Consider the following 19,112-nt stretch of genomic DNA (forward strand, 5'->3'; position numbering starts at 1 on the left):
ACAGCTTCCACGCATCGGAGATGTGGTACATCAGGCTCAGCGCCGGCAGCGGCTCGTTGCTGTTGATCTCGCGGCGCTTCTCCTGCACCGGCACGCCATTGGTGCCGGCTACCGGGCGGTCGTGCCATTCGGTGCGGATGTTCTCGAAGCGGATACCCGGGGTAATGGTCCAGTTGCCGACATCGATCTTGTCGTCGATGTAGAAGGCCGTGGCCTCGGTGCCGCCGGTACGGTCCTGGTACACATGGCCGTCGGAGCCCGGGCGCACCACCGGCTGGTTGTTGACCAGGGCCAGGCGGCTGGCCTGTTCGTGCATGCCTTCTTTCAGGTAGCGCATGCCGACGCTGGCTTCCTGGGTGGTCGGGCCGAGGTCGAACACATGGGACACCCGCGGCTCGATGCCGAAGGTGTAGTAGGTGCGCGGATAGGACACCAGGGTCTTCTGGTCGCGGGCGGCGATGGTGCTACCACGGAAGCTGTCGGAGTAGTAGGTCAGCACTTCGAACTGGGTGCGTTCGTCGATCTGGCGCAGGTACTTGAACGACACATCCTTGCGGCGGCCGCTGAAGTTGTCCCAGTCGCGGTCCGACTGGTAGGGGTCGGCGTCGTACTGCTTCTGGGTCAAGCCGCCGGGCATGTCGGCCTTGGCGTCGTAGTAGTGGAAGTTGAGGCTGAAATCGTCCTGGTCGGTGGGCGCCCAATGGGTCTTGAGGATCACGTCATCGATGTCGTTGCCGTTGTTGCTGGCGCGATAGCCGTTGCCGTTGACCCCGGAGTACAGCAGCGCCGCGCCGATGCCGTTGTCCGCGGTGCCGCCGAGGAAGGCCGTGTCGATATGCTTCCAGCCGCCGCGCTGGGAGGTTTCCAAAGTAGTGCCGATTTCCCCGGTGGCCTTTTCCGGGATGGCCCGGGTCACGAAGTTGATCACCCCGCCGACGTTCTGCGGTCCGTAACGCACGGAACCGGCGCCACGTACTACGTCGATGCTGTCGAGGTTGCCCGAAGAGATCGGCGCCATCGACAACTGTGGCTGACCATAAGGGGCGAAGGCCGCCGGCACGCCGTCGATCAGCACGGTGGAGCGTGGCGACAGGCGTGAAGTCAGGCCGCGCACGCCGACGTTGAGGGAAATATCGCTGCCGCCGGTGCCGTTGGCGTCCTGCACCTGCACGCCCGGTACCCGACGCAGCACATCGCCGACGTTCATCGCACCCTGCTCGAGCATGGCTTCACGGCGGATCACCGTACGCGCGCCCGGGTGGTTCTGCACCACCGCTTCGTTGGCGTCACCCAGCCAGTCACCCACCACGCTGATGCTGGTGGCGCCCAGTTCCAAAGGGCCGTCACCCGCCGCCGACGGCGCTGGGCTCAGGGTCACCGAGCCGCCATCGATCTGGTATTGCAGGCCGCTGCCTTGCAGCAACTGGCGCAGCGCCTGCTCCGGCGACAGGTTGCCGTCCACCGCCGGGGCCTGTTTGCCGGCCACCAGCTCTGGGCTGAAAAACACCTGCAGCGAGGTTTGCAGGCCCAGCTGGCTCAGGGCCTGGCCCAACGGCTGGGCCTGGATATGGATGGCGCTCGGCGCCTGCTCGGCATGGGCCTGGGGCAGCGCGGCACTGACCGCCAGGGCCAGGGCCAGCGGCAGCCAGCGGGTAGAGGGCGAGCAAGGATTGTTGTTATTCAGGTCGAGGCGTTTCAAGTTCGAGCAGTCCTGTTGATCGCAAGTAGATGCGTCTGTTAATGCAAACCAGTTGCAGTTGGACAAGAAGACGAAGAACTCGAAAAAAACCTGAATCTATCGCGCAATTATTTCCTGGCTACCGTCGGCATGGGTCTTCACCGCCACCGGCAGGATGCTCGGCAAGGCCTTGAGCAGCGCATCGGTGTCGTCGGCCTTGAACACGCTGGTCAAGCGCAGCCTGCCCACCGCCTCGCTGCCGACCCGCAGCGGCTGCTCGCGATAACGCGACACCTCGGCGGCCACTTCGCTGAGGCTGGCGTTGTTGAACACCAGCTTGCCACTGCGCCAGGCGGTCAGCGCCTGGGGATCGACCGCATAGGCCGCGGCCACTTTACCCTGGGCATCGACCGCGGTACCCAGGCCCGCGGTCAGGTTGACGAAGTCGCTGTCCGCGGCGTCCCGCCCCTGCACTTTCACCCTGCCCTGCTCCACCGCCACCCGGGTCTGGCTGGCGTCGCGGCGCACATCGAAACGGGTGCCGGTGACCGTGACCTTGCCGGCCCCGGCCGCCACCACAAAGGGCCGGCTGCTGTCGTGCTCGACACTGAACATCGCCTCGCCTTCGCTCAGCTCGACGCTGCGCTGGCCTTGTTCATAACGCACCAGCAAGCGACTGCGGCTGTTCAGGTCCACCTGGGAACCGTCGGGCAAGGCCACATGGCGGCGCTCGCCCAGGGCCGTGACGAACTCGGCGCTGTATCCGGCAGGCTGGTTCAGGCCACTGAACAACCCCAGGCCCACGGCCACCGCCAGCACACCGGCCGCCACCGCATATCGCAGCAGCGGGCGGCGCTTGATGGCCAGCTTCGGGGCTTCGCACAGCGCCAGCAAACGCGCCTTGGGCACCAGGTCGGTGGCCGCCCATAGGCTTTGCAGCAGTTGGTATTCATCCCGATGCGCGTCGTGCTCCGCCAGCCAGGCGTCGAAACGCTGCCGCTCCTCGGCATCGATCGCCGGTTCTTGCAGGCGCACAAACCACTGCGCCGCCTCATCGCGAACCGTCGCCTGCCCGCACGCGCACTCACGAGTCTGCGTCATGGAACATCCTGTTGGGCTGGGGGTGAAAAAGGCATGGCACTCATCACTGCGGCCCATCCACGCGCTCGCGCAGATGCCGCAGGGTGCGGATCATATACTTTTCCACCATGTTTTTTGACAGCCCCAGGCGCTGGGCAATCTCGGCCTGGGTCAGCCCTTCGATCTTCTGCCAGACGAACACCTTGCGGCAGTTCAACGGCAACTCGCCAAGGGCCCGCTCGATGGAGTCAGCCAGCTGGATCGCATGCATGAAATGCTCCGGGTCGCCGCTGGGCGACGCGCCTTGATACACCGCCTCCAGCTCCATGGCACCGCGCCGATCCTCACGGCGATAGGCATCCACCGCAATATTGCGCGCCGTCTGATGCAGATACGCCCGCGGCTGCTGCACCGCCGCCGCATCCGACTCCAGCACCCGGACAAAGGTGTCATGGGCCAGGTCTTCCGCCTGCGAACGGCTCTTCAGCCGACGCGTCCAGGTCCCGATCAACTCTTCGTAGTGCTCGAAAAAGCCTGGGCGGCGAGGCGGCTTGGGGGTCATTGCGTTGTGCTGAGGGTGGGGAGGCGTGAATAGTAATGCTTCTTATTAAAGGCGGCAATTGATTCGGGATGACCGTCCTTCACAGATGCATCTCGCTCGGCTAATCAGAAAAGCCCTACAGCCCGCAGTGCGCTCCCCTTATTTCTGCCGACCACAGTACGGTTTACAGTCGTTCAGTCGCCCAGATGGCGACCGGGTTTGGCGACCTGGTGAATGGTGTGCAAAAGATTTCTGATTACAGAAACTTTTACGCATGCAAAGCTGCTTTACGGCAGTTGTGCGCGGGAGGCCTTCGGGCCTGTCGGTCTTCCATTCCCGGCTCGCCAACCCGCGTACAGCTGCCACCTTTCGTTTGGCGACGTTTGAGTGATAGCTCTTTTCAACTGAATGGAGTTACACATATGAATCGCTACATGCCCATTACCGGCCACGATTGCAACAACCCTTCTTTGCTTATAGATACCCAAGCGCCTATCGATGTGCTGCACGATGCAGCGGCTTATCGCATCCGTGCCGTGACCCAGCTACTGGAAAACTTTGTAGAACCTGAAAATGTCGGAAGCAACCTTGTGGTTCTTCAGGAGTTGACGTTGGTCTGTACCATCTTGTTACGCGATGGGTGTGACTTGATGGATGTGGCCGGACGAAAACTACAGGAACAACTTACTGCGTAAATAATAGCGGGTGACCTTAAAGCCACCCGCCTTACTAAAACTTCTGCATTGCCAGTTTTAGTATTGACAACTCGACAAACAACCACTACCACCAAGCTGACTTACCCCTGAACAACCACTTCCTCAATCTCTCGCAAAATAGCTTTAGGGTTCAGACTATTTGGCGCATAAACATCGACCTTCCCAAGCCTCTGAACATTGAGTTCAGCAGTAGGTAGGCCAGATATGCCTTTTTTGCTCGCCTCCAAGGGTACATGGACATCGTAGCCAAAATTCTGAATAGTTTTCAGCCCTTGCTGCTCCGAAGCACTCAGATGTCTTTCCGCTCTCGAAAGAAATACTTCCTTGTCGAGGAACTACAGAAAGCGCAATTCCTTTTGCATCTACTCACACTTTATGAGTCGCTCACGAACGGTGTCTCGTGACGGTAGAGAGGCAATGGTATTTGCGCTCATTTCCTCAATACGATCAGACCATTTGTAGACCCTGAAGCGGTCATAAAAAACTGACACCAGACGCAGCAATAACATGTCGTCCACCGCACTCCCACCTTCGTCCAGGTCAAAAATCATGAGGGTTTCGCGTGCAACCTCTACAGACAAAGGACAGCCTTCATTCTGCAAATATTCCTCAAGTACTTGCCCTTTAAGTATTTCAATCCTTATCCAGGGCTCGCTATCCTGTTTATTACTCCACTGACTATTGAGCTCCCATTTATTGATTTTCAAGTCGAGAAATCTGCACTCATTGAAAACTTCATGATCCTGGACATAAGAGACAGGTACATCACCCCAAGCCTGACTGATCAAGAACCCTCTGTCAGGTAAGATAGATCCCGGTCCCAAAACAACAGCGTATCTACTACTCATTACATATTTCCTGTTTCTTGTAACCGTTTTAGACCTTTCTCAGCATTTCTGATCAACTGGTCTCTTGCTGACTGAGGTAGTCGTTTGAATGCTGTATTAATCTGTGGAGCCAATGGTTTGGATAGATCCGGCCTGAAGTCTACGATCGAGTCTTTCCCACCCCCCGACTGTATTTGAAGCTTACCATTAGGTTCGATATCAACCCGCAACAAGCGCTTACGCCCACTTATCACAGCCTCTACTGGCTGACCAATGGTTTCACTCGCCTTAATTATGCCTTTTGCACCACCACGCCCTGGATTGCTTCCTCCCAATATGGCTCCAAGCGCTACGCCACCCAACGCGTTCTTAAAGCGAGTGCTCTCTCCCTCATCAAGAGTCGCCAGCTCTGTAGCAATAATGCTTCCAGCAGCAAGGTTACTGTTGGTAATAATCAACCCGATGACTGTCGCCTGGTCATATTTTCCACTAGCTGACAATGTCTTTGCCAACGCCAATAGCTTCGGATCATCTTGGAGCAGCTTTTGTGATAAGCGATCACAAAAACCAGGAGAGTTCCGACAAAGCTCTGGAAGCTCCTTGTTTCTTGTCTCATCTAGCTCTGCATAGCGCTCTCGAACCCTGTTTTTGTCCTCTTCGGTCTTTTGCTCATCAATTTCACGCAGCATCTCCTCTGACTCGTGATGCAGAAGCCAGTTGTACTGCGTAGAGTTCTTCGCGACCCAAGCACCTTTCTCCATCTGGGCTGCATCAGCATCTTTCTGTCCCGCGGCCGCCAGCACTCCGACGATCTGCGAACTCATGGTCAGCAGGTTTTCATTTCCGCCCACCAATTTGTCCAAATGGGTGACCAGCGCCTCGTTCGCTCCCGCCGCCAAAGCACCGGTCTTGAAATCACCTCCAGTAGCCTTGGCCAGCAATCCGCCCACCATCGCGTGAACCGCAATCTTAGGTAACGAGCCGTCCGCCAAGACATTTTTGGTGTAGTCACCGACCAAGTTGAAGCTTGCCGCCGCCAAGGTGTTGAACAAGGCACCCTTCAAGGCATCGCTGGCACTACCGCCCTGTCCAAGTGCCTTGCCCAGCAACATGGAGGTGCCGCTCTGCAGCGTCTGATTGGCGGCGAACTGCCCAACGCCACTCCAGGTACTCAGAGAGGGTGGAACGATGACCTTTCCTATCGACGTATTGGTCTCGGTTCCCGTCCACCCATCGAAATAAGCCGCCGTCAAACCTGCCGTGACGCCTGAAATCACATACCCCTTCATCGCATCGGAAGAGGTCGTGTCCTTAAACACAGCACCAAGGTTGCCGCGATTATTGATGGCGCTGACCGTTGCGTTTGTCGATGCGTTTGCCGCGACAGCACCTGCCACCGCTCCCACAGTCCCCCCGCCCGCCATGGCGGCAGCAGCAGGCCCGACAACCGCCGCCATCACAATCGCAATGATGATCTGCGAAGCAGGCCCCAGGCCGGAGTTGCTGTATTTGAAGGATTCGTGAATCTCCTTCACTTGCCGCCAGTCCACATCGCCACGGGCTTCAGCCTGTTTCAGCCAAGCCAGTTGTGGGTCGGCTTTCACCATCGCATCGATGCTCTGGCTGACGGTTTGCTGGTCCACCTGTTTGACGTCAATCTTCAGACCGTCAACGGCTTTGATCACGACGTCGCCGGCAGCCAGCATCTGCGTCTGGCGCAGGGTTTCGTCGGTATTGCCCTTGCCTTTGGAAGAAACCCAAGCCGCGTTGTTGTTAGTCTTCTCGTGACTCTCCTGATGCAGGTCCTTCACCCCTTCAAAGGTGATCTCCCCACCGCTTTGCAGGGTGATGTCCTGGTCACTCTCCAGCTTCGCCGCCTGGTACTTCTGGTCTCCGCCGCTGACCAGCGTCAGATCGCCTCCAGTCGAGATCTCGCTGCCGACGTGGGTGATCTTGGTCACTTCGTCACGTTTGGTCTGCTTGCTGCCCCAACTGCCTTTTTTCTTCTTGTCGTACAGCGAGTAGTCGCTGTCTTGCGCCGCCAGCAGTTCGAGGTTGTCGCCGGCTACCAGGTAGGCTTCATCGCCGGCGGTGATACGGCTGGAGATCAGTGCCATGTCCTTGCCGGCGCTGAGGTCCACATCGCCACCGGCGCTGAGGGTCGTGGCGATCTGGCTGACATGGTCTTCCTGGCGGGTGACTTTCTTGGTTTTTTCGTAGGAATGCCGCTCGTCAGCCGCCGAGGACAGCGTCAGGTTCTCGGTGGCCGCCATGGTGATATTGCGTTTGGCTTCGATCTCGCTGGCGATGGCGTTGATATCGCGACCGGCCTTCACTGTCAGGTCGCGGCCGGCGCTGACCTCGGAGCCGATCTGGGTGATATCGCTGCTGTAGTGGTTTTTGCCCAGCGCCAGGCTGTTGTTGAGCTGGGTGGACACCAGATTGACGTCGCGCCCCGCGCTCAGGCTCATGTCCCGGCCGCTTTGCAGAACGCTGCCGGGATTGGTGATGTCACGACCGGCGGAAATGACCATGTCGTTGGCGGCTTCGATACGCGCGGCGCTGTTTGCATAGTCCTTGTGCGAATAGCCCCGTACCACGCTGTCCACCGAGGTGACACTGCGCTCGTTGAGCACATCACCGCTGATCGCGTTCATCGTCACGTCACGACCGGCGATGATGCCGCCCGCCTTGTTGGTGATGTTGTTGCCTGCCAACAAGTCCAGGCGATTGCCGGCCTGGATCAGCCCGCTGTTGACCAGGTCCTTGCCTGCCGTGGCCGACAAGTTGTTGGTAGCCCGCAAGGTACCGACGTTGTCGAGGTTCTGGCCGGCGATCAGGCTCACGTCATTACCGGCAATCAATGCACCAGTAGGTCCGAGACGATCATTGGCCTGGGCCATGTACAGCACTGGCACCAGCACTTTCTCGCCGCTCACTTCGTGCTCTTCGAGCCAGACGATGTCGTGGGTCAGGGCCGCAACCTGTTGCGACGTGAGGGTCACGCCTACCGACAGGTTGAGTTGATCCTTGCTGGCGATGGCATTGTTCATCAGGTACTTGAACTGAGCCTCGTTGGAGTTCTGCCCAGCGAGAAATGCCTGGCCGGTACGCGCGGTGATGGCTTGCTGTACGAGGCGTTGCTCGTAAAAGCCATCACCCAAGCGCTTGGCGCTGATGTCGGGGTCGTAACCGAGGCCTGCCAGCAGGTAATCCGAACTCATGAACTGCTTGAGATCGGTGAGTACCGGGTTGGTTTCGATCAGGTACTTCTGCGGGTTCGGCTTGAACGAGGTATCCGGCACGCCTTGAACGCGGGCCACGGCCTGGCTGGCCACTGGAGTGGCGACTACTGGATTGGCCACCGCGGGGACAGCGCCGGTCGATATGTTCCCAACAACAGGCGAGGTCACGCTGGCCAGCGGATCACGCTGGTTGAGCGGCAGTGTTGGCACGCTCAGGTCAGGCCCTGTGACGACCGCGCTCTGGCTGGCCTCCTCGACATGCACGGCTCCCACCTGGGTGATCGCGCCGGCATTGCCTTCATGACCTGACAACGCCAGGGTGCCGCCATTGTCGACAGGGGCGCTGACATCGATCGCGCTGGCGCTCAGGTTGCTGTCGGTGGCCTGACGGGTGACCCGGGTCAGTTGCCGATCGCTGGAAGCCACTTGGGCGACATCATCGATCTGGAAACTGCGCGCCTGGATATCCGGCAGGTTCTGTTGACGCTGAGCACTGCTGACCGAGGCGCTGCCCATGGTCCAGTTTTGCGGCCCGATATTGGCCTGGGTCGCCTGTTGAGCCGATCCACCCTGCCCACTCAAGCGGAACAGGCCGTTTTGCCCTGCCGGCAATGCGAAGCCGGGCAGGCTCAGCGGGTTGACTTGTTGCTGGGCCAGATCGGCAGGTAGCTGGCTGTTGAGCCTGACAACAGTGGTGCCGGTGCCGTTTACCCGGGTATCCGCGACCTTGTTGGTGCCACCGCTGGTGTTGTAGTCCTGGTGGATGACACTGTTCTGCAGATCCTGGGTGGCGGTGATCGAAACATTGCCACCGGCCTGGATAACCGCATTGCGGCTGCCACTGGTACTGACGGCACCGCTATTGTCTTTGACGATCTCCACGTCCGTGAGCTTGGTGAACTGAGAGAACTGGCTCGGCAGTTCAAGAAGGTTGTTCGGGTCGTACTGGGAAAACGTCGTCTTTTCGAAGCCGTATTCCAGGCCGGGAAATACGCGGTTATAGACGCTGGTTGTATCGACGCCTGCCCCCGTAGCGACGTTGTTGAGAGACACCACTGAATAGCTTTCACCGTCTCCCCCACTGTAATCCTCCGAATAAGCTATGGCCTTATGAATATTGTCTTGCAAATCAAGGTAATACACATAAGGGAAATCCGGGTTGTTGCGCTGGTTGTAAGGCGTCAGGACATCGGAGAACAGCTGCCCGGTAGCGCCCGCGCCCATATCGTAGACCTTGTACAGGCGCGTGTGCTCGATGGTCCCGTTCTGCGCGCCGATGTTCTGCAGGTTGTCGGCCGTGATGTTGATATTGCCGCCGGCGCTCACCGTGCTCTTGCTATTGAGGAAAGTGCCGCCCTGGAAAGTGAAATCCCTGCCCGCTGTCAGTAGCGCCGAGGCACTGGTGTCAGTGTCGACACTTTCGTAGACCTCACGGGCCGCCAGCGTGAAGGTGTAAACCTTCCCTTTGCAGTCATTGCACATATTGGCGATAAACCCCGACACCAGCTTGCGGCTGCCCGACGCTACCGCGCCATCGGTACGGTTCTGCAACACATCGGCGTTAAGCGCGAATGCCCCACCGCTCTCCATGGAACCGGAAACGTTGTAGACCCCCGCGGCCCGGGCGGCACCGCCGTAACCACCGATCGCCACGTTGCCGAGCCCGTACAGGTCGCCGTTCTGGTTGGTGAAATTGCCGACCCCCAACGTCATGTCCGCGCCGCTGAAAATCAGGCCGCGATCGTTGAGCAGCGATGGGGTTCTCAGATCGAGGTTCTGCGCAGCCCCCAGGGTCCCGGAGTTGACAATGCTGCCGGCCTCGACAGTCAGACCAGCATTGGAGGTCAGCCGCCCGGCGTTGCTCAGCGGCCCGCCGATCCTGATCGTCGAGTTCCCACCACCGGCCACACTACCCGCACTGCCCAGATTCATCGAAGCAGCCGTCAACCCGAGACTGCCCAGGCTGCTGTAGCGCCCATTACCGCTATAACTGCCGCCCAGCGTCAGGCTGGCCGTGCCGTCGCTGGCAATCAGGCCATCGTTGGTCCAGTTACCGCCGTTGCCCACCAGGCTGGTGGTGGCCAGCAATTGCCCACTGCCGGTCTGGGTCAGGTTGTTGACATTGATGGTCAGGCGCCCGGCCTGGATCACGCTGCTGTTGGTCCAGCTGTCGGCAGCGAGCGTCAGCCCGCCACGGGTGACGAGGCTGCCACCGGCATTGGTGACGTTGGCCGTGGAGATATCGAAAGTGCCGTTGCCCACATGCAGCAAGCTGCCGCCCTGGTTCTGGAAGCTCGCGGCATTCAGGGTCAGGTCACTGTTGGCGCTTTCCAGTTTGCCGTTGCGGTTGTCGAACAAGCCGCCGATCTGGAAGTCGGTCTTGCCACCGGCCCCCAGGGCCCGAAGCTGGCCGGTCTGGTTATCGAGACTGGCGGCACGCACGCTGAGGCTGCTGTCGCTCTCGATGATGCCCATACGGTTGTTCAAGTGACCATTGAGGCTGAGGTCGATCCGGTTACCGGCGATCTGGCCGTCGTTGTCACCGCTGTTGTCGAAATTATTGCCGCTGACTTTGACCAGCCCTTTGGCATACAGGCCGCCGTTACGGTTGTCGAAGTTGGCGGTGGTGATCAGTGCATCGCCATTCTGGGCGGAAATGCGTCCGCCGTAGTTATCGATACCGCCCAATACGCTGAGGTTCAGGCGCTGGGCCTGAGCGATGCCGCCCTGGCGGTTGTTGCTCAGGTCGTAGCCGTTTTTCAACACGCCGACGATACGGGCTTCCAGCGCGCCCTTGAGGCTGGCGAGGGTCCCGCCGCGGTTATCGAGGTTGGTGGCGCTGACCTTGAGGTCACCGTTCTGGGCCAGGAGCCGACCGCTCTGGTTGTCGATATCCCCCGTCACGGCCAGGTCCATCGCGCCCTGGCTTTGCAGGGTACCCTTGGCATTGCCCAGGCTCGCGGCGCTGAGTTCCAGGGTACCGTTCTGGCTGTATATCAGGCCGTCGCCATTGTTCTGCACGGCACCCGATACCTTGGCAAGCAGATTGCCGTTGGCCGCTAGGGTGCCGCGATTGCGGTTGTCCAAGCCGCCAGCTAACACGCTCATCAGCCCCTGGCTGACCAGTTGGCCGCCCTGGTTGTTGATCTGGCTGCTACGGCTGATCACCAGCGGTCCGCCACTGGCGAGCTTGCCGTTGGTGTTACTCAGGCTGCCGAGCAGGTCGAGGTTCACTGCGCCGTTGCTGACCAGGCTGCCGCCGGTGTTATCCAGGGTCGTGCCGGTAAAACCCAGGGCCTGTTGTGCGCTGATCGTCCCGGCGTTGTTCAAGGTCATGGCTTGCATCGTCAGGGCGGCGCCGCTGTCGATCGATCCACCCTGGGTATTGTTCAGCAGGCCGCCAACGGTCAGTTGCTGACCGGCGCCGCTGGACAGAATGCCAGCGCTGTTATCCAGGCTGGCCGCCTTGACGTTCAGCGCCTTCTGGCTGACCAGCGCGCCGGCGCTGCTGTTGAGCAACGCACCGCTGATGTTTGCACTCAGGTCGCCACTGCGGCTGGACAGCGTGCCGGTGTTGCGGTTGTCGAGGCTGCCCCCACTCACTGTCAGGCCCTGCCAGCCAGAGATCAGGCCACCCTGGTTGAGCAAGGTCTCGCCGGTCAGCCCCAGTTGGTTGTTGCTGATCAGCTTGCCGCCGTTATTGTTCAGCACACGACCAATAAGATTGGTGCTCAGGCTGCTGGAAATCTCTCCGTTCTGATTGTTCAGATCGCGCAGGCGATTGATGGTCAGCGGACCTTTGGCGATCAGCAGGCCATTGCGATTGTCGAGGTCAGTGTTGGCCAGGTCGAGACGCACGCCGCTGTCGCCCAGCAGGCGCCCGCCGTTCTGGGTCAGCGCCCCCAGGTTCAGCGTGATATCGCCTTTGGCCGAGACCTCACCGCCGCTGCTGGAGTTCAGGCTGCTGGCGGTCAGGGCCAGACTGCCCTGGCTGTTGATCAGACCGTTGGCGCTGTTGTTCAGCGCCATCGCATCAAGGGTCACGGCACTGCCACCAAGCAGGGTACCGCCCTGGTTATTCAGGTCAGCGCTGCCAAGCGTGAGGTTCTGTGTCGCGTTGATCAGGCCTTTATTCTGGTTGTTCAGCAGCCCCGCGACAGTCAGCTTCAAATCGCTACGGCTGCTAACGCTACCCTCAGCGTTGTCCAGGCTGTCAGCCCCTACATCGAGGGCAGCTGCGGCGATCTGGCCCTTGAGGTTGGTCAGGGCCTGGTTGACTCGCAGGGTCAGGGCCTGGTTGCTGAGAAGTTTGCCGTTGCTGTTATCGAGGCTGTCAGCCGTGAGGCTGAAAGCCTGGGCACTGGAGATTTCGCCGCCCTGGTTGTCAATGCCCTTGAGGTTACGCAGCACCAGCGACGGGGCATTGATCAGGCCCGTCTGGTTGTTCAACTGACCTTGGTTCAGGTCCAGAGCGAGGCTCGTGTTACTGAAGAGCTTGCCGCCCATCTGGTCGAGGCCGGTGACGCTGGCTGTCAGTGCCTTGCTGCTGCCGATGACGCCACCGTTGCGGTTGGTGACCTGGCCGGCCGCCAGGGTCAGGCTGTCGCCACTGTTCAGGCGACCGTTCTGGCTGTTGTCAAAAGCACCGGTGGTCACACCCATCGAGCCTTTGCTGCTGATCACGCCTTGTTGACGGTTGTCGAGACTGGCACTGCTCAGCTCGATGCTACTGTCACTGACCAGTTGCCCACCCTGGTTGCCTAGCGCTGCGCTGGCCTTGACCTTCAACGCGCCGGCACTCGACAGGCTGCCAGCGGTGTTGCTCAGGTTGGCGCTGGTGACGTCGAGCTTGCCTTCGCTGCTGATCCCCCCCTGATTGTTGGTCAGGTCGCCACCCAGGCCCAAGCGCACATCCTGCCCACTGCGCAATTGACCCGCCGTGTTGTCCAGGGTCTGGCCATCCAGGGTCAGACCGCTCTTGCCATTGATCAGGCCCTGATTGCGGTTCAACACTTGATCCAGGGTCATGGTCAAGCCCATGGCCGCAATGATCTGGCCACTGTCACTGTTGTCCAGGCGCTTGCCAGTCAGGCCAATATCGGCGCTGCTGGAAAGCTCGCCACCCCGGTTGTCGATACTGCCCACTTCGAGTTTCAGCGCTTTTGTAGCGCCGACCAGGCCACTCTGGCGGTTGTCGAGCACAGCGCCGGTCAGGCCCAGGGCGCCGCTGGCGATGAATTGCCCGTTCTGGTTGTCGAGGCTGGTGATGGTGGCCGTAACGTCGGCCTTGCCAGAGACCGAACCGTCGCGGTTGTCGAGACGGTTGGCGGCCAGCAGCACTGCCCCGTCGCCGACCAGGGTGCCACTCTGATTGGTGAAGGTTTGAGTCACACCCAGGTCGACCTCGCCACGGCTGCTGATCAGGCCATGGCTGTTGTCCAGGCTGGCGCTTCGGCTGTTGAGGGACGTCGCGGAAATCAACCCGTTCTGGTTGTTCAAGGCCTGAGCGATACGCAAGGTCAGGCCCTGCTTGCTCAGCAGTTTGCCTGCGCTGTTGTCGAAGTTTTGCGCGGCGAGCGTGAAGGCCTGGGCGCTGGAGATTTCACCGTTCTGGTTGGCGACGTCCTTGAGGTTGCTGAGCACCAGCACCGGACCATTGATCAGCCCCTTGCGGTTGTCGAGCCGGCCGTGGTTCAGGTCCAGGTTCAGTTGGGTTTTGCTGAAGAGTTCGCCGCCTTGTTGATCCAGGCCGGTGACCTTGGCCGTCAGGGTCTTTTCACTGGCAATGCGGCCGCTGGCGCCGTTGTCGACCTGGGTTGCACTGAGGTCCAGCGTATCGTCGCTGGTGAGGTGGCCACCCTGGCTGTTGTTCAAGAGGCCGGTGGTGACATGGGTCGCGCCCTTGCCGTTGATCACACCGCTCTGACTGTTATCGAGACTGGAACTGGCCAGGGTCAGCCCCTGGTCGGCGAGGACCGAGCCGCCCTGGTTGAGCAACGCACCCAGGCTGGTGACCGACAGGGCGCCGGCGCTGCCGAGCTTGCCTTGGGTGTTATCCAGAGTGGCGACATTGAGGGTCAACCCCGCTTCGCTGCTGAGCAATCCGGCGTTATTGAGCAGAGCCCCATCGAGACGAATATCCAGCCCCTTGAGGCCGGAAAAACTACCGCTGCTGTTGTCGAGCCGGGTACCCGTCAGGCCTGCGCTGCCCTTGGCGAACAGTCGGCCTTTGCTCTGGTTGATCAACTGCGCCACCGTCAGTTGCAAGTCGGTTGCGGACAGCAGCTTGCCGCCATCGCTGTTGTCCAGGCGCTGACCGGTGTAGCTCAGGCTGTTTTCGGTACTGGAGATTTCCCCGGCACGGTTGTCGACCTGATCGACATTCAGGGTCAGCGCGTTGGTGCTGCCCACCAGGCCGCCGTTACGGTTATCAAGCGTCTTGCCCGTCAGCAACAAACTGCCTTTCGCTACCAACGAACCGCCCTGCTGGTTCAGGGTATCGACAGTAGCGGTCAGGTCGACCTGACTGGCAATCCGACCTTTGCTGTTAGTGACTTCCTGGGCCTTGAGCGTTACCGGGCCGACCGCACTGAGCAGGCCACCACTGTTGTCCAGCCGCGAGCCTTCGTAGTCAATCGCCGCCTTGCCGCTCACCACGCCCTTATCGCGGTTATCCAACTGTCCGACCAGCAACTTCAAGTCCTTGTCGGCCCGGATCAACCCTCCCCGGTTATCCGCCAGGTCACTGCGCAGGCTCAGCCGATCCTTGCCAGACAGGCTACCGCCGCGGTTATCCAGGCTACCGGTGGTCAACTCGATGCCACCGGCGGCTCTGAGTTTTCCCAGTTCACGGTTATCGAAAGCGCCAACGACCGTGCCCGTCAGGGAGCCATCGACCGCCAGCAACACGCCCTCGGCACGGTTGTCGAGACTGCCGGCATGCAGAGTCAGTGCCTTGCCGGAACCGAGCATCCCGCCCCGGTTATCCAGTGCCCCGCGCAGATCGATGCTCAGCCCGAGATCCCCTGTCAGCTGGCCTTGGGTGTTGTTCAGGCTGGCCGCTTTAAGGCTCGACAGGCCGGCGCTGGACAAAGTGCCGTTGAGGTTGGCAAGCGCCTCCTCGACGGTCAGGCTCAAGCCCGAATCACTGCCCATCGTGCCTTCGGTGTTGTCGATGCTGGCGGCATGCACCTCCAGCCCATTGGCCGACACCAGCCCCCTGAGGTTGTTCAGGGTGCGTTCGACACGCAAGACCAGCGCCTGCTCACTACCAATCGTGCCATCGGTGTTGTCGAGCGTTTGTGCAGCCAGCGTGAACCCCTGGTCGCTGGAAATCTCACCGTCCTGGTTGCTGACACCCTTGAGATTTTTCAGCAGTAACAGGCCAGGGGCATTGATCAGACCGTCCTGGTTATTGAGCTCACCGTTATTCAGATCGAGACTCAGCGCGGCGCTGCTAAACAGTTTTCCGCCTTGTTGATCAAGGCCGCTGACGCTTGCCGTCAGGGCCTTGGCACTGGAGATACTGCCTGCGGCGCCGTTGTTCAGTTGGCCGCTGACCAGGTCCAGGGTGTCGCCACTGGTCAGGCTGCCACCCAGGTTGCTCAGGGTGCCCAGGCTGGTGAGCTGCAAACCCTTGACGCTGGAGAGCTGGCCTGCGTCGTTGTTCAGGCTGCCGGCCTTGAGCAGCATGGCGCCATCGCCCTTGAGCGTGCCTCGGGAGTTGAGCAACTGCCCGCTCAGATCAAGGTCCAGCTTGCCTTTGGCGTAGAGATTGCCACCCTGGCCGTTGTTCAGCTGCGCAGCCTTGACCTGTACACCCGCCTGCCCGGACAACTGGCCGTTGCGTTGATTGTCGAGTTGGACGAGGGTCAGATCGATGTCGTCATTGGCGAGCAGTTTGCCGTCATGGCTGTTATTCAGCGTCGTCCCCGTCAGCTTCAAATAGCCCTGGCTGGAGACGTTGCCGCCCTGGTTGTCGAGGTTGTCGATCCCCAGGTCCACCCCCTGGGCAGCACTCAGCGAACCACCCTGGCGGTTATCCACTCGGTTGGCATTGAGCGTCAGGGCGCCGCCGGCGCTGACGCTGCCGCCGCGGTTATCCAGGACGCCCAGCGTGTTCAGGTTGGCGCCGGCCTTGCTGACGATCCGTCCCTTGAGCTGGTTGTCGAGACTGGCGCTGTCGAGGGTCAGCAAAGCGTTCGCTGACAACAGACCGGCCTGGTTCAGCAACTGCCCGGCAATCTTCGCCGTCAGGTCCGCACTGCTCAGCAGCGTACCCTGGGTGTTGTCGAGGCTGGCGCCTTGCACGTTCAGCAGCTGGCCGGAAGTCATAGAGCCGGTGGCATTGTTGATCGCGCCCTGACTGTTCAGCGTCAGGCTCCCATCACCGATCACTTGCCCCTGGCGGTTGTCCAGATCCGCCACTTGAAGGCTGATGTCACGAGCGCCCAGTTTGCCACCCTGGTTGTTCAGGCTGCCGGCCAGCAGCAGGTTCAGCCCTGCTCCAGCGTTTATCTTGCCTTGCCGGTTGTTCAGGCTTTCGGCCTTCAGGTCGATGGCAGAGGCGGAAATCAGCGCCCCGGTATTGTCCAGGGCCCGGGCGATACGCAGGGTCAGGGCTTGCTCGCTGAGGACCTTGCCACCCGTATTGTCCAGACTGCTGGCCTGCAAGGTAAAACCTTGATGGCTGGAGATTTCACCGCTCTGGTTGGCCACTGCATTCAGGTTCTTGAGCAGCAACACGCCCGGTGTATTGATCACCGCGTTCTGGTTATTGAGTACGCCATTGTTCAGGTCCAGGGTCAGCCCCGCGACACCACTCAACAGGCCCTGCTCGTGCTGGTCCAGACCGCTGACACTGGCAAAGAGGGCCATGGCACTGGTGATGTGCCCACCTTCGCTGTTATTCACTTGGCCGCTGGTCAGGCTCAGAGCGTTGCTGCTGCCCAGCACGCCCCCTTGATGGTTATCCAGGCTGCCGCTGTTGATCAGCGCACTGCCGGTACTCTGAATCTTGCCGGCCTGATGATTGTCCAGTGCCCCCTGCGTCGTCAGCCCCAGGGCGCCCTGACTGATGATCGAGCCTTGTTGGCTATTGTTCAGGGAAGCAGCGACCAGCAGCAGGTCATGTTGAGCGCTCAAGCGACCGCCCTGGTTATTGAAGACACCGCTGGCATTGATATTCAGAGCGCTACCGGCCGCTATCAGACCGGCCACGTTATCCAGGGAGGCAACATTCAAGGTCACCCCGGCGAGGCTGGAAATCTCAGCGCCACCGTTACCCAGCCCAGCCAGGTTGGCGACCAGCTCACCCTTGCTGTTCACCAGCCCACCCTGGCCATTGAGCAACTGGTTGGCATTCAGATTCAGGCTGCCGCTGCTCAGCACCCGACCCTTGTTCTGGTTATCCAGGGTGCCCGCACGAATGTCCGTGTTCTGTTTCGCGCTCAGGGTACCGCCCTGATTGTTGACGACACCGCTGGCATTGATATTCAGAGCGCTACCGGCCGCTATCAGACCGGCTACGTTATCCAGGGAGGCAACATTCAAGGTCACCCCGGCAAGGCTGGAAATCTCAGCGCTACCGTTAGCCAGTGCAGTCAGGTTGGCGACCAGTTCACCGTTGCTGCTCACCAGCCCGCCCTGGCTATTGAGCAACTGGTTGGCATTCAGATTCAGGCTGCCGCTGCTCAGCACCCGGCCCTTGTTCTGGTTATCCAGGGTGCCCGCACGAATGTCCGCGTTCTGTTTCGCGCTCAGGGTTCCGCCCTGATTGTTCAGGGCTTGCGCCGTGTTCACCTTCAGATTGCGGCTGGCGACCAGGCTGTTGCCATTGTTATTGAGGGTCTGCGCATTGACGTTGAGATCACCGACGGCATTGCGACTGTTATCGGCATTGACCCCGGCCTCGATGATGCCACTGTTGGTCAGTTGCCCGCCGGCGCTGAGGGTGACGCTGTCGCGGGCCGCCAGGTTTTTCTGGTTATTCAGGTCGCCGCGGCTTTGCACATCCAGCGTGCTACCGGCATAGACCGGACCTTGGGCATCGAGACTGGCAGCCTTGACCTTGACCGCAGTATTGGCCGAGGCCTGCACCATGCTCAAGTGGCCATTGGCATCGAGCTGGATATCGCCGCCGCTGGCGATCAGCTTGCCGTCGAGTTTTACCCCCACCCCGGCTTCGGTCCCCACCAGCTTGATCGCCCCGGCATACATCCCGCCCAGGGCCGAAGAGTCGATGGCCAGTTCCGGCTTGATGCTGCCGTCGTCGGCGCGGGCCGTGGCGTTCAGAGTGCGGGCATCGACGTCGTTGCGCCCGGTGACGATGGTCAGGTTTTTCGCCTGGATCTCGGCGTTGATCTTGGCGCTGCGGGTGATGATTTCGAAGCGGTCGACGTTGTTGGCATTGAGCGTCGCGCCCTCGATGCTGACGCTGCCCTGATCGACCTGATAACGGCTGAGCTGGCCGTTTTCGATCACCGGCCTGCCGGTGGTCAGGGTGGCTTTCGGGGTGTTGATGAAACCGCAGCCGTTGCAGCTGATGCCATAGGGGTTGGCGACGATCACATGGGCCGACTGCCCCGCCACCTCGGTGTAGCCGCGCAGCTGGCTGGGGCTGCCACCGTTGACTTCGTTGAGGATGGTTTGCGCCGCGACGCCCTTGAGGTTCGGGTTGCCGACAATGATCCCGCCCAGCTGGGTGCTCTGCGTGCGGTCGGTGGCGTTGTTGAGGATCAGCCCCTGCTGGCCGACGTTGTAGTCGTGGAACTGGTTATGCGACAGGCCGCTGCCATTGGGCGTGGCGATATTGACGATGGGTACGCCGTTGCCCGCCTGCCCCAGGCTGGTGCCCGGCGCGCTGACCACGATGCCTTCCGCCTGGGCCCACAGCGGCTGCCAGAACATGGCGTTGGCCAGGATGAACGCCAGGCCGCGCTTGGGCATGCCCCAGAAGTGCTCGCGGGTTTGCAGGGCAGCCGAAGGCTGACGGGCCAGGAAGGCAAATTGGCGAACGTCCATGTC

At 60.6% G+C, this 19,112-nt stretch carries 6 protein-coding genes; 1 reads left to right on the forward strand and 5 read right to left on the reverse strand.

The features are described 5' to 3' along the window. From J4D52_RS16070 to J4D52_RS16080, 3 genes are all read right to left on the reverse strand, one after another. On the reverse strand, window positions 1-1,699 hold a 1,699-nt coding region (locus tag J4D52_RS16070), incomplete at its 3' end, for a TonB-dependent receptor (protein WP_207272139.1). Window positions 1,700-1,795: 96 nt separating this feature from the next. Further along, window positions 1,796-2,779, reverse strand: a complete 984-nt coding sequence (locus tag J4D52_RS16075) for a FecR family protein (protein WP_063432146.1) — start codon at window positions 2,777-2,779, stop codon at window positions 1,796-1,798. Window positions 2,780-2,822: 43 nt separating this feature from the next. Continuing rightward, the gene (locus J4D52_RS16080) at window positions 2,823-3,320 is read right to left on the reverse strand and encodes a sigma-70 family RNA polymerase sigma factor (protein ID WP_063432148.1); all 498 of its coding nucleotides are present in this window, start codon (window positions 3,318-3,320) and stop codon (window positions 2,823-2,825) included. Window positions 3,321-3,721: 401 nt separating this feature from the next. On the opposite strand from J4D52_RS16080, the gene J4D52_RS16085 reads away from it, so the two are divergent. Continuing rightward, the gene (locus J4D52_RS16085; protein WP_028682953.1) at window positions 3,722-3,994 is read left to right on the forward strand and encodes a hypothetical protein; all 273 of its coding nucleotides are present in this window, start codon (window positions 3,722-3,724) and stop codon (window positions 3,992-3,994) included. A gap of 383 nt (window positions 3,995-4,377) precedes the next feature. On the opposite strand, the gene J4D52_RS16090 is transcribed toward J4D52_RS16085, so the two are convergent. Together J4D52_RS16090 and J4D52_RS16095 are read right to left on the reverse strand one after the other, a co-directional pair. Continuing rightward, the gene (locus J4D52_RS16090; RefSeq protein ID WP_028682952.1) at window positions 4,378-4,863 is read right to left on the reverse strand and encodes a hypothetical protein; all 486 of its coding nucleotides are present in this window, start codon (window positions 4,861-4,863) and stop codon (window positions 4,378-4,380) included. Beyond that, on the reverse strand, window positions 4,863-19,109 hold the full coding sequence (locus J4D52_RS16095) for a filamentous hemagglutinin N-terminal domain-containing protein (RefSeq protein ID WP_102677129.1): 14,247 nt from the start codon (window positions 19,107-19,109) through the stop codon (window positions 4,863-4,865). The genes J4D52_RS16090 and J4D52_RS16095 overlap by 1 nt, the downstream gene beginning before the upstream one ends. Between the last annotated feature and the right edge of the window lie 3 nt (window positions 19,110-19,112).

This window comes from Pseudomonas sp. GW460-12-10-14-TSB1, from assembly GCF_017349775.1.
Classification (GTDB): domain Bacteria; phylum Pseudomonadota; class Gammaproteobacteria; order Pseudomonadales; family Pseudomonadaceae; genus Aquipseudomonas; species Aquipseudomonas piscium.